Annotated in this window: 16 protein-coding genes and 1 pseudogene; 11 read left to right on the top strand and 6 right to left on the bottom strand. The window is 71.6% G+C overall.

Going from position 1 to position 23,376, the window contains the following annotated elements; translation table 11 throughout:
• Positions 1-41: 41 nt before the first annotated feature.
• Positions 42-1,802 (bottom strand): NHL repeat-containing protein, encoded by a 1,761-nt coding sequence (locus AC07D6_RS04930; protein WP_479042018.1) that lies wholly within the window; start codon positions 1,800-1,802, stop codon positions 42-44.
• A 705-nt stretch (positions 1,803-2,507) separates the two neighbouring features.
• Between AC07D6_RS04930 and AC07D6_RS04925 the strand changes: the two genes are divergently transcribed.
• Complete coding sequence (locus tag AC07D6_RS04925) at positions 2,508-3,119, top strand: hypothetical protein (RefSeq protein ID WP_479042016.1); 612 nt, start codon at positions 2,508-2,510, stop codon at positions 3,117-3,119.
• A 20-nt stretch (positions 3,120-3,139) separates the two neighbouring features.
• The gene (locus tag AC07D6_RS04920) at positions 3,140-4,006 is read left to right on the top strand and encodes a choice-of-anchor K domain-containing protein (protein WP_479042014.1); all 867 of its coding nucleotides are present in this window, start codon (positions 3,140-3,142) and stop codon (positions 4,004-4,006) included.
• 235 nt (positions 4,007-4,241) lie between these two features.
• Here AC07D6_RS04920 and AC07D6_RS04915 read toward each other — a convergent pair whose 3' ends face one another.
• A complete protein-coding gene (locus AC07D6_RS04915; RefSeq protein ID WP_479042013.1) occupies positions 4,242-4,595 on the bottom strand; it encodes an SPDY domain-containing protein in 354 nt (117 codons plus the stop codon).
• A gap of 47 nt (positions 4,596-4,642) precedes the next feature.
• Between AC07D6_RS04915 and AC07D6_RS04910 the strand changes: the two are divergent.
• Positions 4,643-4,786, top strand: a pseudogene (locus tag AC07D6_RS04910) (pirin family protein); the annotation flags it as partial.
• A gap of 269 nt (positions 4,787-5,055) precedes the next feature.
• Here the strand turns inward: AC07D6_RS04910 and AC07D6_RS04905 are convergent.
• Entirely contained in the window at positions 5,056-5,982 is a 927-nt protein-coding gene (locus AC07D6_RS04905; protein WP_479042011.1) for an aminoglycoside phosphotransferase family protein, read from the bottom strand.
• Between the two features lie 157 nt (positions 5,983-6,139).
• Here AC07D6_RS04905 and AC07D6_RS04900 point away from each other — a divergent pair, with 157 nt between their 5' ends.
• A complete protein-coding gene (locus AC07D6_RS04900) occupies positions 6,140-6,361 on the top strand; it encodes a hypothetical protein (RefSeq protein ID WP_479042009.1) in 222 nt (73 codons plus the stop codon).
• A 576-nt stretch (positions 6,362-6,937) separates the two neighbouring features.
• Here the strand turns inward: AC07D6_RS04900 and AC07D6_RS04895 are convergent.
• Positions 6,938-7,648 (bottom strand): glycoside hydrolase family 11 protein, encoded by a 711-nt coding sequence (locus AC07D6_RS04895; RefSeq protein ID WP_315877949.1) that lies wholly within the window; start codon positions 7,646-7,648, stop codon positions 6,938-6,940.
• Positions 7,649-8,992: 1,344 nt separating this feature from the next.
• Positions 8,993-9,832 (bottom strand): phosphotransferase, encoded by an 840-nt coding sequence (locus tag AC07D6_RS04890; RefSeq protein ID WP_479042007.1) that lies wholly within the window; start codon positions 9,830-9,832, stop codon positions 8,993-8,995.
• An 898-nt stretch (positions 9,833-10,730) separates the two neighbouring features.
• Between AC07D6_RS04890 and AC07D6_RS04885 the strand changes: the two genes are divergently transcribed.
• The 5 genes from AC07D6_RS04885 to AC07D6_RS04865 all read left to right on the top strand — a co-directional run bounded on the left by AC07D6_RS04885 (position 10,731) and on the right by AC07D6_RS04865 (position 19,267).
• Entirely contained in the window at positions 10,731-11,324 is a 594-nt protein-coding gene (locus AC07D6_RS04885) for a carbonic anhydrase (RefSeq protein WP_479042005.1), read from the top strand.
• Positions 11,325-11,329: 5 nt separating this feature from the next.
• Entirely contained in the window at positions 11,330-12,820 is a 1,491-nt protein-coding gene (locus AC07D6_RS04880) for a SulP family inorganic anion transporter (RefSeq protein ID WP_479042342.1), read from the top strand.
• A 568-nt stretch (positions 12,821-13,388) separates the two neighbouring features.
• Positions 13,389-13,955 (top strand): DUF3558 family protein, encoded by a 567-nt coding sequence (locus AC07D6_RS04875; RefSeq protein ID WP_315877952.1) that lies wholly within the window; start codon positions 13,389-13,391, stop codon positions 13,953-13,955.
• A gap of 671 nt (positions 13,956-14,626) precedes the next feature.
• Entirely contained in the window at positions 14,627-16,822 is a 2,196-nt protein-coding gene (locus tag AC07D6_RS04870; RefSeq protein WP_479042003.1) for a discoidin domain-containing protein, read from the top strand.
• Between the two features lie 270 nt (positions 16,823-17,092).
• Positions 17,093-19,267 (top strand): discoidin domain-containing protein, encoded by a 2,175-nt coding sequence (locus AC07D6_RS04865; protein WP_479042001.1) that lies wholly within the window; start codon positions 17,093-17,095, stop codon positions 19,265-19,267.
• 262 nt (positions 19,268-19,529) lie between these two features.
• On the opposite strand, the gene AC07D6_RS04860 is transcribed toward AC07D6_RS04865, so the two are convergent.
• Positions 19,530-20,852, bottom strand: a complete 1,323-nt coding sequence (locus AC07D6_RS04860; protein WP_479041999.1) for an ROK family transcriptional regulator — start codon at positions 20,850-20,852, stop codon at positions 19,530-19,532.
• 188 nt (positions 20,853-21,040) lie between these two features.
• Between AC07D6_RS04860 and AC07D6_RS04855 the strand changes: the two genes are divergently transcribed.
• Complete coding sequence (locus AC07D6_RS04855) at positions 21,041-22,357, top strand: ABC transporter substrate-binding protein (RefSeq protein WP_479041997.1); 1,317 nt, start codon at positions 21,041-21,043, stop codon at positions 22,355-22,357.
• Positions 22,358-22,371: 14 nt separating this feature from the next.
• Positions 22,372-23,367, top strand: coding sequence for a carbohydrate ABC transporter permease (locus AC07D6_RS04850; RefSeq protein ID WP_479042340.1), 996 nt, complete (start codon positions 22,372-22,374; stop codon positions 23,365-23,367).
• Positions 23,368-23,376: the final 9 nt, after the last annotated feature.

The raw sequence follows: 23,376 nt of genomic DNA, 5'->3' as shown, positions 1-23,376 counted from the left end.
TGGCCCGCCATGGGCGGCTCACGGCCCCGCGCGTGCTCCCGCTACTCCTCGTCGTCTCCGAGAACGCTTGCCTTCAGGCGCACTTCCGGCTGGCCCGAGATCACCGCCCGTCCGTCGGTGTACCGGCCCGGCTCGGCGTCCGCCGGCGACCGGACGCCGAGCGTGTAGACCAGGGCCGCCGCCGGGTGGCCGGGAGCGTTCAGGCGGGGCTCGTCCGTGACGGTCAGCGTTCGGCCGTCGTCCCGCACGGTCACCGCTGGTTCCCCACCGGGGAGCACCGTGCGGTCCTCGCGGTAGTACGTGCAGGTCACCCGGCCGTCGAAGACGAATCCCGTCGGGGCCGTGAAGTGGTGTTCCACCCGTCCCGGGGCCCAGGGGTCGGTGGAGGAGACCCGTACGTGCAGCAGTTCACTTCCGCCGCGCGGGGCCTCCACGCCGACCTCCTGGCGGACCAGCAGTCGCGCGGCGGTCGTGGCCTCGGCAGCGCCGTCGCCGGCCTGCGCGGTGTCGGTTCCACGGTCCGGTTTCGGCTTCGGTTCGGGTGTCGGCTCCGGTTTCGGCTCCGGTTTCGGCTCCGGTTTCGGCTTCGGTTCGGGTGTCGGCTCCGGTTCCGGTCTCCGTTCAGGTGTCGGCTCCGGTTCCGGTCGCGGCTCTGGCTCCGGTGTCGGCTCCGATTCGGGTGTCGGCTCCGGTCGCGGTTTCGGTTTCGGCCGCGGTTTCGGTCGCGGCTTCGGCTTTGGCTCCGGTCGCGGCTTCTCGCCCGGTTCCCGCTCGACCGTCGGGGAGGGAGCCGTGGTGAGGGGCAGAGCCACGATCCGGTGGTGGAAGTTGTCCACCACGAGCAGCCGCCCGGCCGGATCCACGGCCAGGCCACACGGATAGGCCAGCGCGACACCGGCGACGGCATCGACGGCGGCATCGGCCGCGGCACCGGATCCGGCCGTCTCGTCGATCGCCGGGTCCGGCCCTACGACGACCCCGGCCACTCCGTCGGCCAGCCGCCACACCCGGTGTCCGTTCAGGTCGGCGACGTAGACCGCCCCTTGGCCGTCGACCGCCACCGCGCACGGGGCGCTCCAGTCGACGGCCGTGGCGTCGCCGCCCCCGCCCGGCGGACCCGCCAGTACCCGAAGCGTCCCGTCCGTGCCCAGCACCAGCACCCGTCGGCCCGCCGGGTCGGCGATGTACAACTGCCCGGCCGCGTCGACCGCCAGGCCCGCGGGCTGGAACGTCTCACCTGCGTCGGCCGCACCGGAGCCGCCGGAACGTCCGGATGCCGCGACGACCGTGCTGATGACGCCGTCGCCGCTGATCCTGCGCACCCTGGGGCTGCCCGCTTCCCCGATGTACAGCGATCCGGCGCCGTCCACGGCCAGGGCGCACGGGGCGTCCAGCCGGGCACGGACGGCGGGGCCACCGTCGCCGTTGCCGCCGCCGTCGCCACCGCCGCGGGTGCCGTCTCCCGCGATGGTGTCGATGGCCCCCGAGGGCGCGATCCGGCGGACCCGGTGGTTCATCTCGTCGGCGACGAGCACGCCTCCGTCCGGGGCGACCGCGAGTGCGGACGGAAAACCCAGACGGGCCCGCACCGCGTCCCCGCCGTCCCCCGCGAAGCCCCGCAGCCCGTCTCCGGCGACCGTCGTCAGGGTGCCGGAGCCGTCGATCCGGCGGACCCGGTGGTTGGCGTGGTCGGCGACGAGGACCGCCCCGCCCCCCACCGCCACGTCTGCGGGGAACGCCAACCGCCCCTCCGGTGCGGGCCCGCCGTCCCCGGAGAATCCGGCGGTGCCGTTGCCCGCCACGGTGTTCAACGGTCCGCCCGCGGCCGAGGGGACAGGTTTCCGCTGCCGCGCCGCGGCCTTCGCCGTCACGCCGTCACCGCCCGGTACGGGCACGGCCGGACCTCGATGGTGCCCCGCGCCCCCCACTTCCACGGCCAGGTCTCCCGCATGTCCGTCTCCTTCCGAGCGGTCGTTGGCATTTCCCCTGCATACCGGCTGGGTCAGTCCCGCAGGAGCAGCGCACCGAGCGCTCCACCCACACGGGGGAGGAACCAAGCGGAAGGAGTCGAGCGGAAGGAGCCGCGAGGGACGCACGGCGACGGGGCCCGCCGGAGCGGACAGCAGGGGATCCGGTGCCCTCAGCCGGACACGGACCTGCCGCACTCCGCGCCCTTGAACCCCGTACGCCTCGACTTCACTCGAACAAGTGACGCAGAAACGATCCGGCACTCGTGAACGGGGGTACGACGGCATATCACCCCTGGGCGCGGGCCAACGATGGATCTGGATGACGGTCCGGTGCACGCCGTCATTTCCGTCCGACGCCCCGCCCGAAGCCACAGGCGGCGTCCTGCCCTCCGTCTTCCGGACACCGCTTCCAGGGCGTCCCGCGTTCGGCGAACCGCACGGTACGCGGTGCGGGGCGCCACCCGCCGCGCGGGGCGGCCCGCGCCAGGACGTCTTTTCCGTCGCACGCTTCGACCACAGCCCCAGGAGGACGCGGAGATGACCGCCGACGTGCAGTCCAGGAAGGAAGCCTACAAGCGGGGGGAGGACCAGGGACGCGCCGACGCCCTCGCCGGACGCCCGTACGCCGACCCGCCGCGCGACGGCACACGGGGTGAGAAGGACCAGTACGCGAACGGCTACGACTGGGGGTACGAGCAGGGCCGGGCGCAGAAACTGGACCTCGTGGTGTGGCAGGAAGGCGGCGTCGAGGACGCCCCCGGCGGCCTCGGCACCTCCATCAACATCTGCGTCCGCACGCCGAACTGGAGCGAGACCGTCGACGCCGGCGAACGCGAACACGTCTTCACCGCCCCCACCGGATTCCGCTGGAACGGCGTGGTGGGCGCCCAGTACAAGCGCATGGACCAGACGACAGGCGGCAACCTGCCCCCCGTCCGGGCCGCGGTCAGCGACGACGGGCGCACGCTGACCTTCACCTACCACGTGCACCTGAACACGAACGACGAGGACAAGGACTGCATCGCCTACACCTGCGGCCTCGAAGCCGTCGAGGGCGCAGGTCCCGGCCGCCGCACCGACGGCACCGCCCAGATCGGCACCGCGCCGCCGGCCAAGCTCAAGGCCGAGGTCATCGAGGACGAGGACTGAGAGGGCAGGGGTCGGACACCATGACCACCGTCGTCACCTCCGGCGTCTTCCCGTCCACCAATCCGGCCGTCTCGCCGGTCAACGGCCTGGGCACCGCGGACATCAGGTGGGGCAGCAACAACTCGCAGAGCGGGTACCAGTTCCGTGGCGCCGCCGCGGACGTCCAGCTCGACGGCACCGAGTTCGTCATCGGCACCTTCGTGCACCGCAACGTCCCCACCGTCGTCAACCCGAGCCAGTTCGACGTCCAGCTCACCATCAGCGTCATGTTCGAGGACGGCAGCACGACCGACCTCGGCTTCACCTTCCATCACGACGAAACGCCCAACAACACGGGTAGCAGCCCCGCGGACGACGACCTGGTCGACCTGCAGACCTTCGTCCACCCCCAGCCCCTCACGATCAACGGCAAGCAGTACCGGGCGGTCCTGAGCGGTTTCAAGCGCAACGGCCAGATCGTCCGGCAGTTCCGCAGCCCGGAAGGCGGCATCAACTTCGCCGAAGTCGTCTGCATGTTCACGCTCGACGAGCCCGACGTGATCATCTCCGACCTGCGCTACCTGGGCACCGGCCCGGGCCAGCCCGACGAATACGTCGAGGTCTTCAACCGGGGTGCCGCGCCCCAGGACCTGACCGGATGGGCCGTGGAGAGCAAACCCACCGGGCGCTCCTTCCCCTTCCCCCCGGGGACGGTCATCCAGCCCGGCCAGCGCTACCGGGTCTACACCAACGAGACCCACCAGCAGTTCGGCGGCTTCTCCTTCGGCTCCTCCGGGGAGGTCTGGCGGGACCAGGGCGGCATCGCCCGCCTGGTCGCGGACGACGGCTTCGTCGTGGACCAGCAGCCCTACCTCGACAAGGGGTTCAACAAGACCGGCACGCCGTGAACGGGCCTCGTCGGCCCGTCAGGTACCGGTGCGGCCGCTTCGGCCGCACCGGTGCCTGACGGTATCCGGACGAGGGTGAACGAGATGTCCCACGGTCGAGTACTGATCAGAAACTTGTGGGGGTCTCGTCATCACGGTCGAAGAAAGTGCGTGGCCGCACCGCAGGCAGCAGGCGTCCGGCAGGAAAGGGGTAGTCCGATGAGCCGGACGCAGCGGGGGATCCGGCCTCGGCGCATCAGACAGTCGGCCGAAGGGTGAGCTGGTCCTCGCTGTCCTGGGACAGGGTGTGGCGCAGGACCGGTGTAGGGGAGGCCAGGGAGGCGGCGAAGGCGGCGACGAGGTCGTGCGGGACGCTTGCGGAGAAGGTCGCGGCCCACAGGAAGCCGCCGCCCATCCGGGGTTCGCACCACGCCTGCCAACCGGTCACGTCGGCGTCGGCGTCGGGGTCGAGAACGCGGGGGTCCCCGTCCTGAATGCCCTCCTCGGGAAGGGCGTTCAGGGTCACGCTGGTGGACAGGCGGGGGTCGGACACGACGGTGGGGCTGTCGATGTCGCAAACCCAGCCGTGGCCGGCCAGCGCGTCGAACACCGCCTGCGGTCCGGCGTAGCCGTGCGCGGGGTCCGGGCGGTTCTCGGTGGAACTTCATCGGCCGGTCCCACGAGGACATCGTGCGGGCCCGCGAGGACTGGGAGAACGGCTCCCGCTTCGGCACGGTGCACGGCTACGACGGTTCCCCACTGCCCGCCCCCACACTGCCCTCCGTGCCCCTGAAGCCGCGCAGGAACCGCACCGACCTGGGGCGATGCCCCGGGGTGAACACGGACGTCCGCGTCGCCCCTCCCGCTGCCATCACCTCTGACGCGGGCGGGGCGGGGGACCCGAGGAGGGTGCGGACCCGTGCCTCGGCGATTCGAACGACGTACAGCCCCTTCGCGCCGGCCCCGCCGGAACGGCACTCCCAGGCGGTCCTCGGGTGCCTGCGCGACGGCGATGCCGTACGCGCGAACGGTGCGGTCACCGGTCGTGGGTCTTCACTTCTCAACGGGGGTCAGGAACGGTTCAGCAGGGACTGCGCAATGGCGATGGAAGACGGTGCGAGCGTGGTCACGCCGTCGTCGATGTCCCACAGCGAGTTCTGCAGCAGCCGTCCCAGCGTCCAGCCGGTCGCACGGGCGCGGTCCAGGTCGAGGACCTCGGTGAGCAGGTCGAAGCGGCGCCGCACCACGCGCGAAGGGTCGCCCTTCGCGACGACGTCGTCCCATCGGCTGTCCAAGGCCGGCCACAGGTCGAAGCCGGGGTCTCCGGCGAGAGGTTCGGGATCGATGGCGAGCCACGGCTCGCGCTCCGCGGCGAGGACGTTGTCGTAGTGCAGGTCCCAGTGCAGCATGCGGTCGCCGGGTTCGTTGACCAGTTCGGCCACGGCCGACGCCCAGCCGCGCAGGAGTTGCCGGTCTGCGGGGTCGGTCAGAGCCGTGACCGCGTGCGGAACCCGCTGCAGCATCTCGGTGGCGATGTCACCGAGGGTCCGCAGTTCCCGCGGCGCGGGGACGCGGACCAACCGCGCCTGGAGCCGGGCGAGGATGGTCATCGCGACGTCGTCGTCCTCGATCGAGGTCAGTGTGCGGGCACCGTCCAGCCGCTCCAACAGCATGGCGCTGCTCTCGGGATCGTGGTCGAGCAGCCGCACCATCCCCTCACCGTTCCATCTGCGCAGCCCGATGAGCGCGGCGGTGGTCTCCTGCCTGGGCATCTGGAGTTTGAGGACCGCGCGCGTGCCGTCTTCGCGCAGCACCGGCAGTACCAGCGAGGCTTCCCCGGCTCCGGCCTCGCCGTCCCGTTTCAGCTCCCAGCGTTCCAGGAGGTCTGCCGCGAGCGCGGGCAGTGCGGCGATCCAGGCCCTGCCTTCCGTCCCGAAGGTTCTGGCGTATGACGCCGCCAGGGGCGTGGGGACCTCGACCGCTCTCGCCGTGCTCATATCGGGTCTCCTTCAACGGCCGTATCGACTGGGGGAAAGTGGGCGGCCTCGCCGGCTGCGGACGGCCGAGGTGCCGTTGCGGCCGTTCACCACCGTTGTTCCGCACCAGCTCATCACAGGCCAGCGGGGCGATGTCCTACTGGGGCGGAGCGACACCGTGCCGGACGACCGGGCGCGGTTGCGCAGCGACCGGGTGCTGGTCCGGGGTGAGCGGGTGACGCGGGCCGCTCCGGTGTGGTTCGTGTACAGCGCGGTGGGGCTGCGGCGGATGGTGAGGGAGGCGGGGTGCGGCCGGGTGGAGGTGTCCGGTGGGTTCGACGGCCGCCCTCACGGCGAGGACGCCGAGCGACCGGCACCGCGGGCGGTCCGGAAGGAGTGACGCTCGATCAAGCAGGGTCTCGACGTCTCCGGCGGGTGCCTGGTACAGGTGCGGAACGTCAGCGGCCCAAGTGCCGTGCACGACGGGGCCGATCAGGTCCGGGTCGGTGAGCCCACCGACGCGCGCCATGCCGGTAGGGACGATGACGTGCTCTGTCGCGCCCGAGGGAAGGGCGGCGGACTCCTGCGCCGCTCCGGAGCGATGCGAATCCGGTAGATCCCCGTGACGGAGGCATCGGCCTCGAACCGCGTCACCACCGACTACGGAACAGACCCACACGTTTTACGGTCCCCGTGGTGACAACCTGTCGGCCATGGTTCCCGCGGGAGGCCGGTTCGGCGCCAGCGGTGTCGGGAGTGCCGTCTCCGTCAGCGTCACCACTGCTGCGGCCGTGGTACGTCCAGAGCTCCCGTGGAGGTGCCCGGGCGATGGGGTCGCCGTGTGGGGGTGCTGGTCGTCGAACCGGTGGGCCCTCCCCCAGCGGCCGGGGGCGCCCCACCGCGGTGGCGGGTTCGTCACGGCTGCGGGACCCGCCACGAGGGCGGGGCCCGCAGCCGGTTGTTCGCCGGGCAGGGGTCAGCCGCTGACCGTGATGTTCGAGCTTCCGCTGCTCTGGTAGCCCTCCGTGGCCATGATCATGTAGTACCTGAACTGGCCCAGGTTCATGCCCGCGCGCGCCCAGGCGTCGAAGTGGTTGCCGGTGGTGATGGTGCCGGAGCCGCTGGTCACCTTCGACTGCCGGACGCTCCAGTACTGGTCGAAGGTGCGGGTGCCCTCGACGGAGGGGGCGTTGTACCGCGTCGTCTTGTAGATGTCGTACGTGCCGCCGTCGCTGTAAACGGTGCCCTTGTACTGGCCGGTGGGCCGGTAGCTGCCCCAGTTGTCGACGATGTAGTACTCCACCAGCGGGTTCGACGTCCAGCCGTAGAGGCAGCCGTAGCCGTTGCCCGACGGGTTGAAGTAGCCGGTGTAGCGGACCGTCCTGCGTCCGCCGGTGCTCCAGCCCTTGCCGGCGACGAAGTTGCCGCAGTTGGTCCACCGGGTGCTGTAGCTGCCGCCGCCGTTGAGCGTCATGGAGACGGAGCCGCCGCCGTCGGTCCAGAACGAGTAGTACATGCCGTCGTAGCCGGTCTGGTTGGTGGTGATGGTGGTGGCGGCGTGGGCGGTGCCGGGCAGCAGCAGTCCGGACGCGGTGGCGAGCGCGACGGTGCCCGCGCCGCCGAGGAAGCCTCGTCGGCTCAAGCCGCTGGGGGGAGTGGGGTTCTGCTGAATCTGGTCCCGCTGCATGCGTCCTCCCGATGAAGGCTGGTGGGGGGGCGGGCGGCTTCTGCTGCCCGCGGTCCTGCGTGGAACACGGCGGGGGGCTCCCGTCGCCGTGCCGCAACGACCGACCGCCGTCCCCGCTGCCATGGCGCGAAGGGAACGACGGTCTCCTGTCGTTCGGTGGCCACAGTTTTCGAAAAGTGCCATGTTCCTGTCAATGGTTTCGACAGTCTTTCGGAAATGTTTCCTTCGCCTGAAGAAGGCGTAACGAGTACGCCTTCGCTGGTCAAGCCATCTCTCACGCGAACCGTCGCGAGGGCTGGAATGAGATCGGGAAGGGACGTAACGCAAGCGTGTGCGCGACTTTCGAAACTTTCGATCGGGTGTGGAGACGACTGCGGCGGCCCCCACCGGACACGCCACCTTCTCCCTGCCGCAGCAGGTCCGACCTCGCTCCACCGCGTCCGGACGGCATCCCCCCGGCCTTCGCCGCACCGCCGCCGACCCCCGCGACGGTCGCTTCGCGGTGGCCTGGTTGGTGCCGGAGGTGAGGTCGACCACGTTGCGGCGCGACAACGGCCACGCCAGGAACGGCACCGACGAGGCCGTCGCCGTCGTCCCGCCTCTCGGCGGCACAACATGGAGCATCGACTTCGGCGCCCACCTCGCCGCGACTCTCCCGGCCCCTGGCGGCTACCTCACCCCGCCCTCAACAGCCCTACCCGCTCCCGCCCTCGACGGCCGCCGGCCCCGTCGAAGGCCCGACCAGCCGGGTACAGGGCGGGCCGAGCCGAGGTACCGGCATCCGGCAGACCAGCAGCGCCCATCCACCTGACGTACCATCAGGTCGAGCGTCACATGAGCGTCGAGGCGTTGCACTCCCGCCCATGCGAGGTCGGGCCTCGCATCCGCGCTCTCGCACGAGCCTGGGAAACAGCAGATCAGCAGCGCTGCCCGACACCTCGACACGGCCCACGTCACGCACCCACGAAAACATCGGATGCCCACTTTCCGCCCGTGTGCCCGCACAATCACCGAGGCCGTCGTACCGATCTCGACATCCGGTAGGGCGGCCCAGCGCTTGCGCAGGTTGTGCGAGCCGGGACGAACACGGTCCGCACACTCCCGACCGCCTGCCCCCTCCCGGACCGTCGCAGATCACCCGCCGACACCACGACCTCGTTCTGCAACGATCGGTAGGTGGAGGGGCACGCCGGTGGTCCGCTACCCGCCCCGGCGCTTCCGGACGTCCCGCTGAGACGGCGGGGGAACAGACGGGGAAACAGGACCTGGGCCCTTTTCCGCCCTCGGTCTGAGCCGGTCGGACGGAGGGTGGGGACGGCTCGGACGAGGCGGCTCGTGGTCCGGTCAGTTCTCGGTGGTGAGCGCCTCGGGGACGGGCCAGAAGAAGCTCTCCAGCAGGTCGTGCAGCCGGAGCCGCTCGGGATCGATGCCGTCGCGGCCGTAGGCGTCCAGGAACCTGTCCGCCGAGGCGGGACCGAACTGGGGGTTCATCGGGCTGCGCAGGCTGCGCACCATGTCCGCCAGGTCGGAGTGCGGATCCGCGAGGCCGGCCCGGCCGACGTCCACGAACGCCGCATCGGATCCCGCGACCAGCACGTTGGGCAGGCAGAAGTCGCCATGGGACACCACGAGCCGCCCGTCGCCGAGGGCGGCGACCGCGCCCTCCAGCTTTCCCAGGACCGTCCGGGCCGCAGGGCCCCTCTTGCCAGCGATGGCCCACGACCGGTCGACCAGCCCGGAGGCCACCCGCGCCCGGGCCTCCACGAGCACGGTCGAGGCGGAGCGGTCGAAGGGGGCCTCGTCCACGGGCGTGGCGTGCAGTTCGCGGGCGGCGCCGGCGAGGAGGTCGACCACGGCGTTTCGTTCCCCGGCGGACCAGGAATCGGAGGCCGGGCGACCGGGCAGCGCCCGCGTCGCGAGCCAGGACTCTCCCTCGTCCACCCCGGTGCCCAGCACCTCGGGCACCGGCACACCCAGCCGCCCCAGCCATGCGAGACGGGCGGCCTCGGCCGCGAGGTCGTCGACGAGGTGGCGGGCCCGTTCATCGACCAGCTTGACGAAGGCGACCGGATGCCCCTCCGCGTCGAGCACCCGCAAGACCCGCGCACCCGACAGCCCGAGGCCGACCACCTCCTGCCGGACCGCACCCCACACTGGATCGAGAAGCCCCGTCACGTCCTCCACCCACCGGACTCTACGAGCACCGGCCCGACCCTGAGGGGCCCTTCATGCGTTCCCCTTCGCCAGGCCGCGACTCTGGCATCAGGGACACCACGCATCCCGGTACGGCTCACCGCGCGTCTGCGACCGGGCCGCGGCGAAACCGCCGGCCGTCCCCGACCTCGACGGCGCTCAGCCCACGCGCGACCGGCGGGTTCTGGCCCGCCGACTCCGTCGAGCCTGCCGGCAGACCGTCATGAAATGTTGAAGTCAGAAAAATTCACGCCAACTTTACTTTACTTTTCAGGCTTCCTCCACTTGGAAACATCCCGTTAACACGGCAAGCGGCTTTGCCGAGTTAAGGTTTTCTTGACCTGCCGTTGACCGATCTTTGGTGAACGTAAAGGGCGGTGGACTGTCTTGAGGGGAGAGGGTGCTGCGAGGTGCGACGTCCCGGGTAGCGGTCTTGCTCCCGCCCCCGTCCCACCCTGCGGTTCCTCCCCCCTCACTGGGCCGTCCGCGCCCACGCGTGCAGCGCGTCAGGTCGAAGCCCACATCCAGCGCACTGAAACCAGTCATCTGGACAGGTACTGCGCCGACGAGCCCCTCACCCGACAGGGCTCCGCCGCCTTCCGGGACCCCACCGGTCGCCGGGACACCGGCCGTCGGCACGGTGCCGTCGGGTGCGTCCGCGAAGCACCGGACCGCCTCCGATGGCAGACACCCGAGTCATGTCCGGACCGCCCCGGTGGCGAACACCCGAGCCACGTGCGGGCCGGCCATGCGTATCACGGCACGTCGGGATGGGTGTCAGCCCACCCGCCGGCCGTTCCCCGGGTGTTCCGCTGCTGAGCAGTAGCCCCCACCCTGCCCTGTAAGTCCGACGCGCACCCCACGGCGCGCCAGGAGGAGACACCACACCATGCAGCCCCTCATCGACAACGCCCGAATGTTCGGACAACGCCCTGAGGAGTTCGCCCACCTCGCCGAGGGCCAGTCACCGGAAGTCCTGTTCATCACCTGCTCCGACTCCCGGGTCGTACCGGCCCTGATCACGGGCGCCAAGCCCGGCGAGCTCTTCGAGCTGCGCACCGCGGGCAACATCGTCCCGCCGTACGGCTCCGTCTCGCCCGCCGGTGAGAAGGCCACGATCGAGTACGCCGTACGGGTGCTCGGCGTCAAGCACGTCGTGGTGTGCGGCCACTCCCACTGCGGCGCGGTCGGCGCCGTGGTGCGCCGTGACGACCTGTCCACCGTCCCGGCCGTGCGCGACTGGCTCGCGCACGCCGCGGACGAGCCGAAGTGCTCCGACAGACACGATCCGACGGTCGCCGAGGCCGTGCAGAACCACGTGCTGGCGCAGTTGGAGCGGTTGCGCTCCTACCCGTGCGTCGAGCAGGGCCTCAAGGCGGGTGGACTCCACCTGCACGGTTGGTACTACGAGGTCCACACCGGGATCGTGCGGGAACACCGCACGGAGTCCGGCTCGTTCGAGGCGCTGCAGGGGAGCTGGTGACCGTGCTGTCCAAGTTCCCCCACTTACGGCAGGACTTCCTCGCCTCCATCGTCGTCTTCCTGGTCGCCGTGCCGCTGTGCGTCGGCGTGGCGGTCGCTTCCGGCGTCCCGGCGGAGCTCGGACTCGTCACCGGCATCGTGGGCGGCATCCTCACCGGCCTCATGCCCGGCAGCAGCCTCCAGGTGTCGGGTCCGGCCGCGGGTCTGACCGTGATCGTCTTCGAGGCCGTCAGCGAGTTCGGCGTGGGCACGCTCGGCGTGATCGTGCTGGTCGCCGGGGTGCTCCAGCTCGCCATGGGCTTCCTCAAGGTGGGCCGCTGGTTCCGGGCGATCTCCGTCTCGGTCGTCGAGGGCATGCTCTGCGGCATCGGCCTGGTGATCATCGCCGGGCAGGTCTACGCGGCGGCGGGCCTGAAGGCCCCGGAGACCGGCGTCGGCAAGATCACGGGCCTGCCCGGAGCGTTCGCCGACGCGCTCGGCAGCACCGAGGCCCTGGCCTCGCTCGCGATCGGCGCGGGCACCATCGCCGTCGTCGTGCTGTGGAAGAAGCTGCCGAAGGCGGCGCAGTCCGTGCCGGGTGCCCTCGCCGCGGTCGTCCTGGCGACGGTCGCCACCCTCGCCCTGAGCCTGCCGGTCGCCACGGTGGAGGTGGAGGGTCTGCTCGGCGTCATCCAGCCGCCCGGGGCCGACGCCTTCGGCGAACTGGCCACCCCGGCCATCTGGGGCACCATCGTCGCCTTCGCGCTGATCGCCTCGGCCGAGTCGCTGTTCAGCGCGGCGGCCGTGGACCGGCTGCACGACGGTCCGCGCACGCAGTACGACAAGGAGATGGTCGCCCAGGGCGCGGGCAACACCGTGTGCGGTCTGCTCGGTGCGCTGCCGATGACCGCGGTGATCGTCCGCAGTTCGGCCAACGTCAGCGCGGGCGCGAAGACCAAGGCGTCGCGGGTGCTGCACGGTGTGTGGCTGCTGCTGTTCGCCGCCGCGATGCCGGCCGCCCTGGCCCTGATCCCGCTTCCCGCCCTCGCCGGCATCCTGGTGCACGCGGGCTGGAAGCTGATCCCCTTCCGCCAGATCGCGGCGCTGTGGCGGGGATACAAGGGCGAGGCGCTCATCCTGGTCGTCACCGCCGTGTCGATCGTCGCGGTCAACATGTTCGAGGGGGTGCTCATCGGCCTCGCGCTGGCCGTGGTCAAGGCCGCCTGGGACGCCTCGCACATCAAGCTGGAGGTCGTCGACAAGGGCACCGGCCCCCTCCAGGTCCACCTGACGGGCAACGCGACCTTCCTGCGGCTGCCGAAGATCCTCGACAGCCTGGAGAACCTGCCGCCGGACCGGCGCGCGGAGCTGGATCTGTCCGGCCTGCACCACCTCGACCACGCCTGCCGCACGGCCTTGGAGAACTGGGCCCAGCGGCACAGCGCGGTCGGTGCGCAACCGGTGGAGGCCACCGAACCGCTGAAGCCCGCTGCCGAGAAGGCCACGGCGAACGTCTGACGACGCCCAGCGGCCGGGCGGTACGCGCCTCCTCGTACCGCCCGGCCCGCCTGTCCGCGCCGGCGGAAGCGGCGTGGGCCGCCTCCGGCACGACGGTGCCCGGCGACCCGGCGGCGACCCGGACGTACGCGGCGCGCGATCGGTCGTTCGTCCTCCGGGCGAACCACGGCCCCTGGCCGTGCCGTGGCCCCGAGCAGCGGCACCCGGTCGTTCACCGGCCGCACCCCCGCCCCGTCGGGCGGGGCCGGCGGCCCCTCCGGCGGCGACCGCGCCTGCGCGGCCGGGAACCCCCGCGGCCCCTCCTCGCTCGCGGCGAAGTCCCGGTGACCGCAGGCGCCCCGGATCGCCCACGCGTGTTCGCGCGCCGTCCGCGAGCGCGTCCCGTACCCGGTGGAGTGCTCGTCACCGCGCCGGAACCGAGGTCGACGAGTTTCCGCCGGTCCCCGTTCCGGTACGTTCCGAGGGCCGGCCCCGGGGGAACACACGGCGGGTTCGGCCGTTCGGGACCCCCTCCCCCTGCCCGGACGCTAACCTCCGGCGCATGTCCCCCAGTTCAGGGAAACGACGCGTGGCCCCAACGGCGGCCCTGCTCACGATGCTGGTCCTGCTGGTCGGCTGCTCCTCTTCCGGTCCCCCGCCCCCGGAGTCATCGTCCCCTGCCCCGTCTCCCGGCCCGAGCGATCTGACGCAAGCCCTGAGCAGGTACGCCCTGTCCTCGTGCGCCCTGCTCAGCGACGAGGAGCGCGCCGCCTACGGGATCGAGCTGCCCGGTCGCGAGATCGACCTGTCCGAGGGCCCTGCCGAGTCGTGCTACTGGCTGGTCTCCACAGGTGTCCAGGTGAGTTGGATTCCGTATCCCCGTGACGCGGCGCGGAAGGGGAAGGCGAACGAGCCGGGCGCTCGGCGGATCGAGGTGGCCGGCTACTCCGCCGTCCAGACCGCCGACGAGGAGTCCTGCTACCAGAACGTCACCGTCGGTTCCGACGAGGACTTCATCGTCGCCGGCTCCAGCGGCTCCTTCAGCACCGTGGTCAGGCGGACCGCGTCCCGCGCCCCCGAGGACGTCTGCGGGATCGCCACCGCGTTCAGCAAGCTGATCGTCTCCAAGCTCCAACGGCTCGACCCGTCGACCTGATCGGGAAGGGGGCGCCCCTCTCGTCCTGCCGGAGTTCCCGGCGCACCGGGGTGGGGCTGTGTCCTGACGGTGGGGCCGCTCGGTCGTCGATCCCTGCCCCCTGGCCCCGGACACACGAGACGCCGGCTCTCGAGGGCCCGCGAACGGGCATCTCGTGGTCGTGAAGCGCTGCCCGCCGGCGTCCGGGGCGGACGCGGTCGCGCCGTACCGGGTGCGCCCCGAAGCGACGACCGGGTCGGCCGCCTGACCCGGGGTCGGCCCGGAGGCGTCGCGGAACCGGGCCCGGGCGACCGAGCGGGGCTCGCCGCCCGGGTACGCGGGGTTCCCCGGGACGCGGACGGCCCTACGGCGTCTCGGGTCCCCGCCGATCCGGCTGCGGCTGTGGCGTGGCCGTACAGGAGGCACCGGGCCACCATCGCGGGCCCGGCCGCCGCGAAGGCCGTCGAGCACGCGCGGGCCGACCTGGTCACCGAGGCGCCCCGCCCACCGTCGCGTAGTGCCGCGGCAGCCCCCGCTCCGCCCCGGAGAGGAGGGCCGAGCTCTCGACCGGCACTTAATGAAAGACGAAAGTTAAGTGGTGACAGATCCCTTGACCACCCATGTCGTTACGGGCAAGGTTTCGGAGAGCGCTCTCCCGCCTCGTTCCCCTTCCCCTTCCCAAGGAGCCCCCCATGCCCTCAGCCGGCATACCGTCCGTGGCGCCACCGGCACCCCGCAGACCCGTGCGCCGGGGTGTCGTCGGCGCGCTGGTCGCCGCTCTCGCCGCCACCCTCCTCGCCTTCGCCCCCGCCCAGGAGGCCGAGGCCGCGCCCGTACTGCTGTCCCAGGGCAAGCCGGTCACCGCCTCCAGCCAGGAGCACGGCGGCACCCCGGCCGCCGACGCCGTCGACGGCAACGCCGGCACCCGCTGGTCCAGCGCCCACTCCGACCCGCAGTGGATCCGCGTCGACCTCGGCGCGACCGCCCGGGTGAGCCAGGTCGTCCTGGACTGGGAGGCGGCGTACGGCAAGGGCTACCGCGTCGAGCTCTCCACCAACGGCTCCGACTGGTCGACGGCCTACCAGACCACCACCGGCGACGGCGGCGCGGACACCATCGCCGTGGCGGGCGAGGCCCGTTACCTACGGATGTACGGCACCGCCCGCGGCACCCAGTACGGCTATTCGCTCTGGGAGTTCAAGGTGTACGGCGAGAGCGGCACCGGAGGCCCGCAACTGCCCGGCGGGGGCGACCTCGGCCCGAACGTGCACGTCTTCGACCCTTCGACGCCGGGCATCCAGGCCAAGCTGGACGAGGTGTTCCGGCAGCAGGAGTCCGCGCAGTTCGGCAGCGGCCGGCACGCGTTCCTCTTCAAGCCGGGCACGTACAACGGCCTCAACGCGCAGATAGGCTTCTACACCCAGATCGCGGGGCTCGGCCTGCGGCCCGGCGACACGACCATCAACGGCGACGTGACGGTCGACGCGGGCTGGTTCAACGGCAACGCCACGCAGAACTTCTGGCGGGCAGCGGAGAACCTGGCGCTGAACCCGGTGAGCGGCACCAACCGGTGGGCCGTCTCGCAGGCCGCGTCCTTCCGCCGCATGCACGTCAAGGGCGGGCTGAACCTCGCGCCGAACGGCTACGGCTGGGCCAGCGGCGGCTACATCGCCGACTCGAAGATCGACGGCCAGGTCGGCAACTACTCGCAGCAGCAGTGGTACACCCGCGACAGCGCCATCGGCGGCTGGTCCAACTCCGTGTGGAACCAGGTCTTCTCCGGCGTCGAGGGCGCCCCGGCGACCAGCTTCCCCGAGCCCCGCTACACCACCCTGAACACCACCCCCATCTCCCGCGAGAAGCCGTTCCTCTACCTGGACGGCGGCGAGTACAAGGTCTTCGCGCCGGCCAAGCGCACCAACGCGCGCGGCACCACCTGGGCGAACGGCGCCCCGCAGGGCGAGTCGATCCCGCTGAGCCGGTTCTACGTCGTCAAGCCGGGCACGACCGCGGCCACGATGAACGCCGCACTCGCCCAGGGGCTGCACCTGCTGTTCACCCCGGGCGTCTACCACGTGGACCGGACCATCAACGTCGACCGGGCGAACACCATCGTCCTGGGCCTCGGCCTGGCCACGATCATCCCCGACAACGGGGTGACCGCGATGAGGGTCGCCGACGTCGACGGCGTGCGGCTGGCCGGTTTCCTCATCGACGCCGGCCCGGTCAACTCCCCGACGCTGCTGGAGGTCGGCCCGCAGGGAGCCTCCGCCGACCACGCCGCCAACCCCACCACCGTCCAGGACGTCTACCTCCGCATCGGCGGCGCCGGCGCGGGCAGGGCCACCACCAGCATGGTCGTCAACAGCGACGACACGATCATCGACCACACCTGGGTGTGGCGCGCCGACCACGGCGAGGGCGTCGGCTGGGAGACCAACCGCGCCGACTACGGCGTCCGCGTCAACGGCGACGACGTGCTGGCCACCGGCCTGTTCGTCGAGCACTTCAACAAGTACGACGTCGAGTGGTACGGCGAGCGCGGCCGCACGATCTTCTACCAGAACGAGAAGGCGTACGACGCACCCAACCAGGCCGCCATCCAGAACGGTTCCACCCAGGGGTACGCCGCCTACCAGGTCGACGACTCGGTCGACACCCACGAGGCGTGGGGCCTGGGCAGCTACTGCAACTACAACGTGGACCCGTCCATCCGCCAGCACCACGGCTTCAAGACCCCGGTCAAGCCGGGCGTGAGGTTCCACAGCCTGCTGGTGGTGTCCCTCGGCGGGATGGGCCACTACAACCACGTCATCAACGACACCGGAGCGTCCACGGTCCCCGCCGGAACCTCGACCGTGCCGTCCACCCTCGTGTCCTTCCCCTGACGCTCCGTCCGCCGGCGGGCCGGACGGTCCGGCGTCCCGGCGGTGACTCCCCTCCGAGCCGGGTGGCATCCCCGGGGCCCGGCCCGGAGGGGCCGCTCCCCCGGCCGAGGCCCGGTGCCCGGACCGGGCGCGTCCCCCACCCCCGTGGTGCCCGTGGGCGACCGGCCGTCCCGAACCGGGCGGCAGGCCGCGGCCACGCGCCGAACGGGGGGCGGGGAACCCCTGGAGAGCGCTCCCCCCGCCCAGCACTCCCACCCGCGAGGAGCAGATGTGACCAGACCCCCCTCCCCACCCGCACCGGCCCACCGCCGCACCGGCCTGCCCCTGCTGGCCCTCGGCGCGCTGGTGGCGTCGTCGCTCGGCCTCGCCGCCCCGCCCGCCCGGGCGGCGGACACCCTGCTGTCGCAGGGCAGGCCCGCCACCGCCTCGTCACAGGAGGGCGACGCGTACGCCGCGTCGGCGGCCGTCGACGGCGACCTCACGGGCACCCGCTGGGCCAGCCGGTGGAGCGACCCGCAGTGGTTGCAGGTCGACCTCGGCCGTGTCGCGAACCTCAGCCGCGCCGTGCTGACGTGGGAAGCCGCGTACGGCAGGAGCTACCAGGTCCAGGCGTCCGACAACGGCACGGACTGGCGGACGCTGAGGGCCGTGACCGGCGGCGACGGCGGCACGGACGACCTCGCCCTCTCCGGTTCCGGCCGTTACGTGCGCGTGCTGGGAACGGAACGGTCCGGGGGCTACGGCTACTCCCTGTGGGAGTTCCAGGTCTACGGGAACACGGACGGCACCGTCCCGCCCCCCGTGGGAGGACCGGTCCGGGTGACCGGCTCCCAGGGGGACTGGCGGCTCACCGTCGCCGGGCAGCCGTACACGGTCAAGGGGCTGACCTGGGGTCCGGCCATCGCCGACGCGCCCCGGTACATGCCGGACGTGAAGTCCATGGGCGCCAACACGATCCGCACCTGGGGCACGGACGGCTCCACCAAGCCGCTGCTGGACGCGGCGGCGGCGAACGGCATCCGGGTGATCAACGGCTTCTGGCTCCAGCCGGGCGGCGGCCCGGGCAGCGGCGGCTGCGTGAACTACGTGACCGACTCGGCGTACAAGAGCACCGCGCTGACGGAGTTCGCGAAGTGGGTGGAGACCTACAAGTCGCACCCGGCCACGCTGATGTGGAACGTCGGCAACGAATCGGTGCTCGGCCTGCAGAACTGTTACAGCGGCACCGAGCTGGAGGCCCAGCGCAACGCCTACGCCTCCTTCGTCAACGACGTCGCCGAGCGGATCCACTCCATCGACCCGGACCACCCCGTCACCTCGACCGACGCCTGGACCGGCGCCTGGCCGTACTACGAGCGCAACGCCCCGGACCTCGACCTGTACGCCGTGAACTCCTACGGCGGCGTCTGCGGCGTCCAGGAGGACTGGCGGCAGGGCGGGTACACCAAGCCCTACCTCATCACCGAGGGCGGCCCCGCCGGTGAGTGGGAGGTCCCCGACGACGCCAACGGCGTCCCCGACGAACCGACCGACGTGCAGAAGGCCGACGGCTACGCCAAGGCGTGGGACTGCGTCACCGGCCACCGGGGCGTGGCGCTCGGTGCCACCCTCTTCCACTACGGCATCGAGCACGACTTCGGCGGCGTCTGGTTCAACCTCCTGCCCGACGGCCTCAAGCGCCTGTCGTACTACGCCGTCAAGAAGGCGTACGCCGGGTCGACCGGCGGCGACAACACGCCCCCGGTCATCACGAACATGGCCGTCACCCCCGCCTCCTCGGCCCCCGCGGGCGGTGAGTTCACCGTGCGTGCCGACGTGCGTGACCCGGACGGTGACCCGGTCGCGTACAAGGTCTTCCTCAGCGGCACCTACGCGAGCGGCGACAAGCGCCTCGTCGAGGCCCGGTGGCGGCCCACCGGCAACGGCACCTTCGCCGTCACCGCGCCCGAGAAGCCGGGCGTGTGGAAGGTGTACGTCCGGGCCGAGGACGGCCGCGGGAACGCCGGCATCGAGACCAGGTCGGTCCGGGTCGTCGCCCCGCCGGTCTCCGGGACCAACGTGGCGCTGAACAAGCCGACCACCGCCTCCTCCTTCCAGGCGTCGTACGGCGACTGCCCCTGCGAGCCCGCCAAGGCGACGGACGGCAGGGCCGACACGCGCTGGGCCAGCGACTGGAGCGATCCGCAGTGGATCCGCGTCGACCTCGGCGCCCCCACCACCCTCCGCACGCTCCAACTGGTCTGGGACCCGGCCTACGCCAAGTCCTACGAGGTCCAGCTGTCCGACGACGGAAACGCCTGGCGCACGGTCCACACGACGACCACCGGCAACGGCGACGTCGACACCATCGACGTCGCGGCGACCGCGCGGTACGTCCGGCTCCACCTGACGGCCCGTGGGACGGGCTGGGGTTACTCGCTCCACGAGTTCGGCGTCTACAGCTGACAGCCGCACCGGGACTCCGGCAGGGGGCGCCGCCCAACCCCCTGCCGGGTCACCGCCACCCGTCCGCGGGCCGGGGGCCCTCCGCGAGGCGGCGCGGCACGGCCGGGAGCCTCCATGGGGGTGGGGTCCCGCGCCCCGCGCCACCGGCCGGAGGAGGAGCGCGCCCGGTCCACGGAGCGGGGGCCGCACCGGCTCGGCGGGGAGATCGGCGGGAGCTCCGGGGGGTGGCGGCCGAACGGCAGGCGATCGCCGGCCGGGGTCCTCACCGCGCCGCCCGTTCCCGCAGACTCGCCTGCCACGCGGGGCCGCGCTCCTGCGGGTCCGCCTCGGCGCGCCGGCCGCCGCGGGCGAAGAAGGCGGTGAGCGGCAGGACCGCGGCTCCGACCGTGACGGCGTCCGGGCCGAGGGTGCCCAGGTCGATCTCCACGCGGTCGGCCGGGTACGTCAGCGCGTACGAAGCGGCGTGGGTCCTCACGGAGTCGAGGAAGCGCCGGCCGAGCTGGAGGCCCGCCCAGCCGCCGACCAGGATCCGTTCGGGCTGGAACAGGTTGATCAGGGCGGAGAAGCCGGCGCCGAGGTACTCGGCGGTCTCCTCCAGGACGGCCAGAGCGGTCGCATCGGCCGGTGGCGTCGTTCCGTCGGCTCCGGGGGCGGGGTGGGCGGCGGCGAGCATGGCCGTCAGCGCGGTCTCCTCGTCCGCGCCGGCCGGTGGCCGCCCGCCCGCCTCGGACCAGCGCTCCAAGAGCGCTTCCGCCCCGGCGTACGCCTCCAGGCAGCCCCGGGCGCCGCAGCGGCAGCGGCGGCCCCGGACCCGTACGGTCAGGTGCCCCCACTCCACGGCCCGGCCGGAGCGCATGTCGTCGGTGACGACGCACGCGCCGACACCGGAGCCGAAGAGGACCACCACCGCGTTCTGCGCGCCCCGTCCGGCACCGAACCACATCTCCGCCTGGCCGAGCGTCTTGGCACCGTTGTCGATGCAGTACGGCACGGTCTCGGGCAGCAGCCGGGACTCGCGCAGCAGCCGCTCCAGCGGGACGGCGTCCCAGCCGATGGTCTGGCCGTGCACCACGGCCCCGCCCTCGGCGCTCCCGGCGACGATGCCCGGCACCCCGATGCCGACGCCCAGCAGCCGTTCCGCCGGGATGCCGGCCCGGCTCAGGACGTCGGGGATGCCCTCGCGCAGGTGGCCGACGACGGCACCGACGTCGTAGCGGTCGACGCGGCGCGGCTCCTCGGTCTCCAACGGCCTCTCCACTCGCGCGAGTTCGGAAAGGGCCAGGTCGAAGAGCTCGATCCGTACGCGCGTCTCACCGATGTCCACGCCGATCAGGTAGCCGCTGTGCGCGCTGACGCGCAGGAGCGTTCGGGGGCGACCGCCGGCCGAGCCGACGCTGCCGGCCTCCTCCACCAGGCCCTCGGCGACCAGCTCGGCCACCACGTTGCTCACCGAGCCCGAGCTCAGGCCGGTGGCCGGGCCGAGCGAGAGGCGACTCAGGGGCCCGTCGAAATACAACCGTTGCAATACCGACGCGCGGTTCTCCCGCCGCAGGTCACGCACAGTACGTCCGCTGCGCACCTTCACCCTGCCCCCTCGTCTCCGTTGTCCTTCCGCAACTTACCTGGGACAGGGCCCTTGACGCACACTTCACTTGAGTATTAACTCACACTCTAAATTAAGCCGTGACGGGTCGTGGGGTCGAACGGGGGACGCCGCTCCGGTCCCCTCCCCGCAGGCGAAGCCCGTCAACTCCCCGGAAGGCCCCTGGAGCCATGCGCAGAATCAGAGCCGCAGCCGTCGGCGCCGTCACCCTCTCGCTCGTCCTCACCGCAGCGGCCTGCGGCGGGGGGTCGTCCGGCTCGGAGGGCTCCAACGAGCGGCCGAAGACGCTCACGTACTGGGCCTCGAACCAGGGCGCCAACCTGGAGGTCGACAAGAAGGTCCTCCAGCCCGAGCTCGACAAGTTCGAGAAGGAGACCGGCATCGAGGTGAAGCTGGAGGTGGTGCCGTGGGGGGACCTCCTCAACCGCATCCTCACCGCGACCACCTCCGGGCAGGGCCCCGACGTCCTCAACATCGGCAACACGTGGAGCGCCTCCCTCCAGTCGAGCGGCGCCCTACTGCCCTGGGACGCGGAGAACTTCGAGGCGATCGGCGGCAGGGACCGGTTCACGGACTCCGCCCTCGGCTCCACCGGCGCCCCGGGCCAGGACCCCGCCGCCGTACCGCTGTACTCCATGACCTACGCGCTCTACTACAACAAGAAGATGTTCGCCGACGCCGGCATCACCAAGCCGCCGGCCACCTGGGCGGAGGTGGTCGAAACGGGGAAGAGGCTGTCCGGGAACGGCACGTGGGGGCTGGGCGCCGAGGGCTCGAACCCCTCCAACAACATCCACCAGGTCTTCGTCCTCGGCAAGCAGCACGGCGCGGACTTCTTCACCCCCGACGGCAAGGCCGACTTCACCTCCGACGGCGCCGTGGCCGCCGTGAAGCAGTACGTCGACCTGATGGCCAAGGACAAGATCATCGCGCCGGGCAACGCGGAGTACGCCCAGAACCAGTCCCTGAGCGACTTCGCCAAGGACAAGACGGCCATGGTCCTGTGGCAGACCGCGTCGGCCACCTTCGCTTCCCAGGGCATGGACGAGGACGAGTGGGGGGTGGCGCCCGCCCCGGTGCGGTCCGGCAAGCCCGGCCCGGGCACCGCCACCAACTCCATGGTCGCCGGCATCAACATGGCCGTCTTCAAGAACACCAAGAACATCGACGGCGCCAAGAAGTTCGTCAAGTTCATGACCAGCGACGAGGAGCAGGTCATCCTCAACAAGGCGTACGGCTCCATCCCGCCGGTCAAGACCGCCCAGCAGGACCCCGCCTTCAGCACCCCGGCCTTCGCCGTCCTGCGCGAGACCCTGGCGACCAGCGCCACCGCACTCCCCCAGGTCCCCGAGGAATCGCAGTTCGAGACCGTCGTCGGCACCGCCGTCAAGGAACTCTTCGCCGACGCCGCCGCGGGCCGGCCGGTGACCACCGATTCGGTACGGGCCAAGCTCGAAAAGGCCCAGCAGCAGATGCCCCGGAAGTGAGCGCGGACACCTCGATGACCCTCACCGCTGCCCCCGGCGCAGACGGGCGGACGGCACGGAAGGCCCCGCCCGGAGCGGCGCCGCGCACGCGCCGCTCCGGGCGGCTGCGCCGCATCGGCCTGCCGTACCTCCTGCTGCTCCCCGCCCTGCTGCTCGAACTCCTGGTCCACCTGGTGCCGATGGTGATCGGCATCGTCGTCAGCTTCAAGGAGCTCACCCAGTTCCACATCCGCGACTGGGGCGCCGCTCCCTGGGCCGGGTTCGACAACTACTCCCTCGCGGTCGACTTCAACGCCCCCGTGGGCGAGGCGCTGCTGAAGTCCTTCACCACCACGTGCCTGTTCACCCTGTTCTCGGTCGGGTCGTGCTGGTTGCTCGGGACGGCCGCCGCCCTCTTCCTACAGGAGGACTTCCGCGGCCGGGGCTTCCTGCGCACGCTCTTCCTCGTCCCGTACGCCCTGCCCGTCTACGCCGCCGTCATCACCTGGGCGTTCATGTTCCAGCGCGACAACGGGCTGGTCAACCACGTCCTGCACGACCAGCTCGGCCTCACCGACAGCCCGCCGTTCTGGCTGATCGGCGACAACAGCTTCGTCACCCTGCTCGTGGTGTCGGTGTGGAAGGGCTGGCCCTTCGCCTTCCTGATCATCATGGCCGGGCTGCAGAACATCCCCCGGGAGGTCTACGAAGCCGCCGCCCTCGACGGGGCCGGGACCTGGCAGCAGATCCGCCGCATCACCCTGCCGGCGCTGCGCCCGGTCAACCAGGTCCTCGTGCTGGTGCTGTTCCTGTGGACCTTCAACGACTTCAACACCCCCTTCGTCCTCTTCGGCAAGGCGGCGCCGGAGTCCGCGGACCTCGTCTCCCTGCACATCTACCAGTCCTCGTTCCAGACCTGGAACTTCGGAGCGGGCTCCGCCATGTCGGTCCTCCTGCTGCTGTTCCTGCTCGTGGTGACGGGCGCCTACCTCCTGATCACCTCCCGTGGAAGGAAGGCCACCGATGCCTAGTCGGTCCCG

Source organism: Streptomyces sp. NPDC045287, assembly GCF_056432325.1.
The sequence above is the reverse complement of the archived record's forward strand: the minus strand, read 5'-3'. Positions and strand labels throughout refer to the sequence as shown.

Coding starts and splice junctions, on each gene's coding strand:
- AC07D6_RS04850 (WP_479042340.1), top strand. CDS start 22,372: ATGACCCTCACCGCTGCCCCCGGCGCAGACGGGCGGACGGCACGGAAG.
- AC07D6_RS04855 (WP_479041997.1), top strand. CDS start 21,041: ATGCGCAGAATCAGAGCCGCAGCCGTCGGCGCCGTCACCCTCTCGCTC.
- AC07D6_RS04870 (WP_479042003.1), top strand. CDS start 14,627: ATGCCCTCAGCCGGCATACCGTCCGTGGCGCCACCGGCACCCCGCAGA.
- AC07D6_RS04920 (WP_479042014.1), top strand. CDS start 3,140: ATGACCACCGTCGTCACCTCCGGCGTCTTCCCGTCCACCAATCCGGCC.
- AC07D6_RS04905 (WP_479042011.1), bottom strand. CDS start 5,982: ATGAGCACGGCGAGAGCGGTCGAGGTCCCCACGCCCCTGGCGGCGTCA.
- AC07D6_RS04895 (WP_315877949.1), bottom strand. CDS start 7,648: ATGCAGCGGGACCAGATTCAGCAGAACCCCACTCCCCCCAGCGGCTTG.
- AC07D6_RS04925 (WP_479042016.1), top strand. CDS start 2,508: ATGACCGCCGACGTGCAGTCCAGGAAGGAAGCCTACAAGCGGGGGGAG.
- AC07D6_RS04885 (WP_479042005.1), top strand. CDS start 10,731: ATGCAGCCCCTCATCGACAACGCCCGAATGTTCGGACAACGCCCTGAG.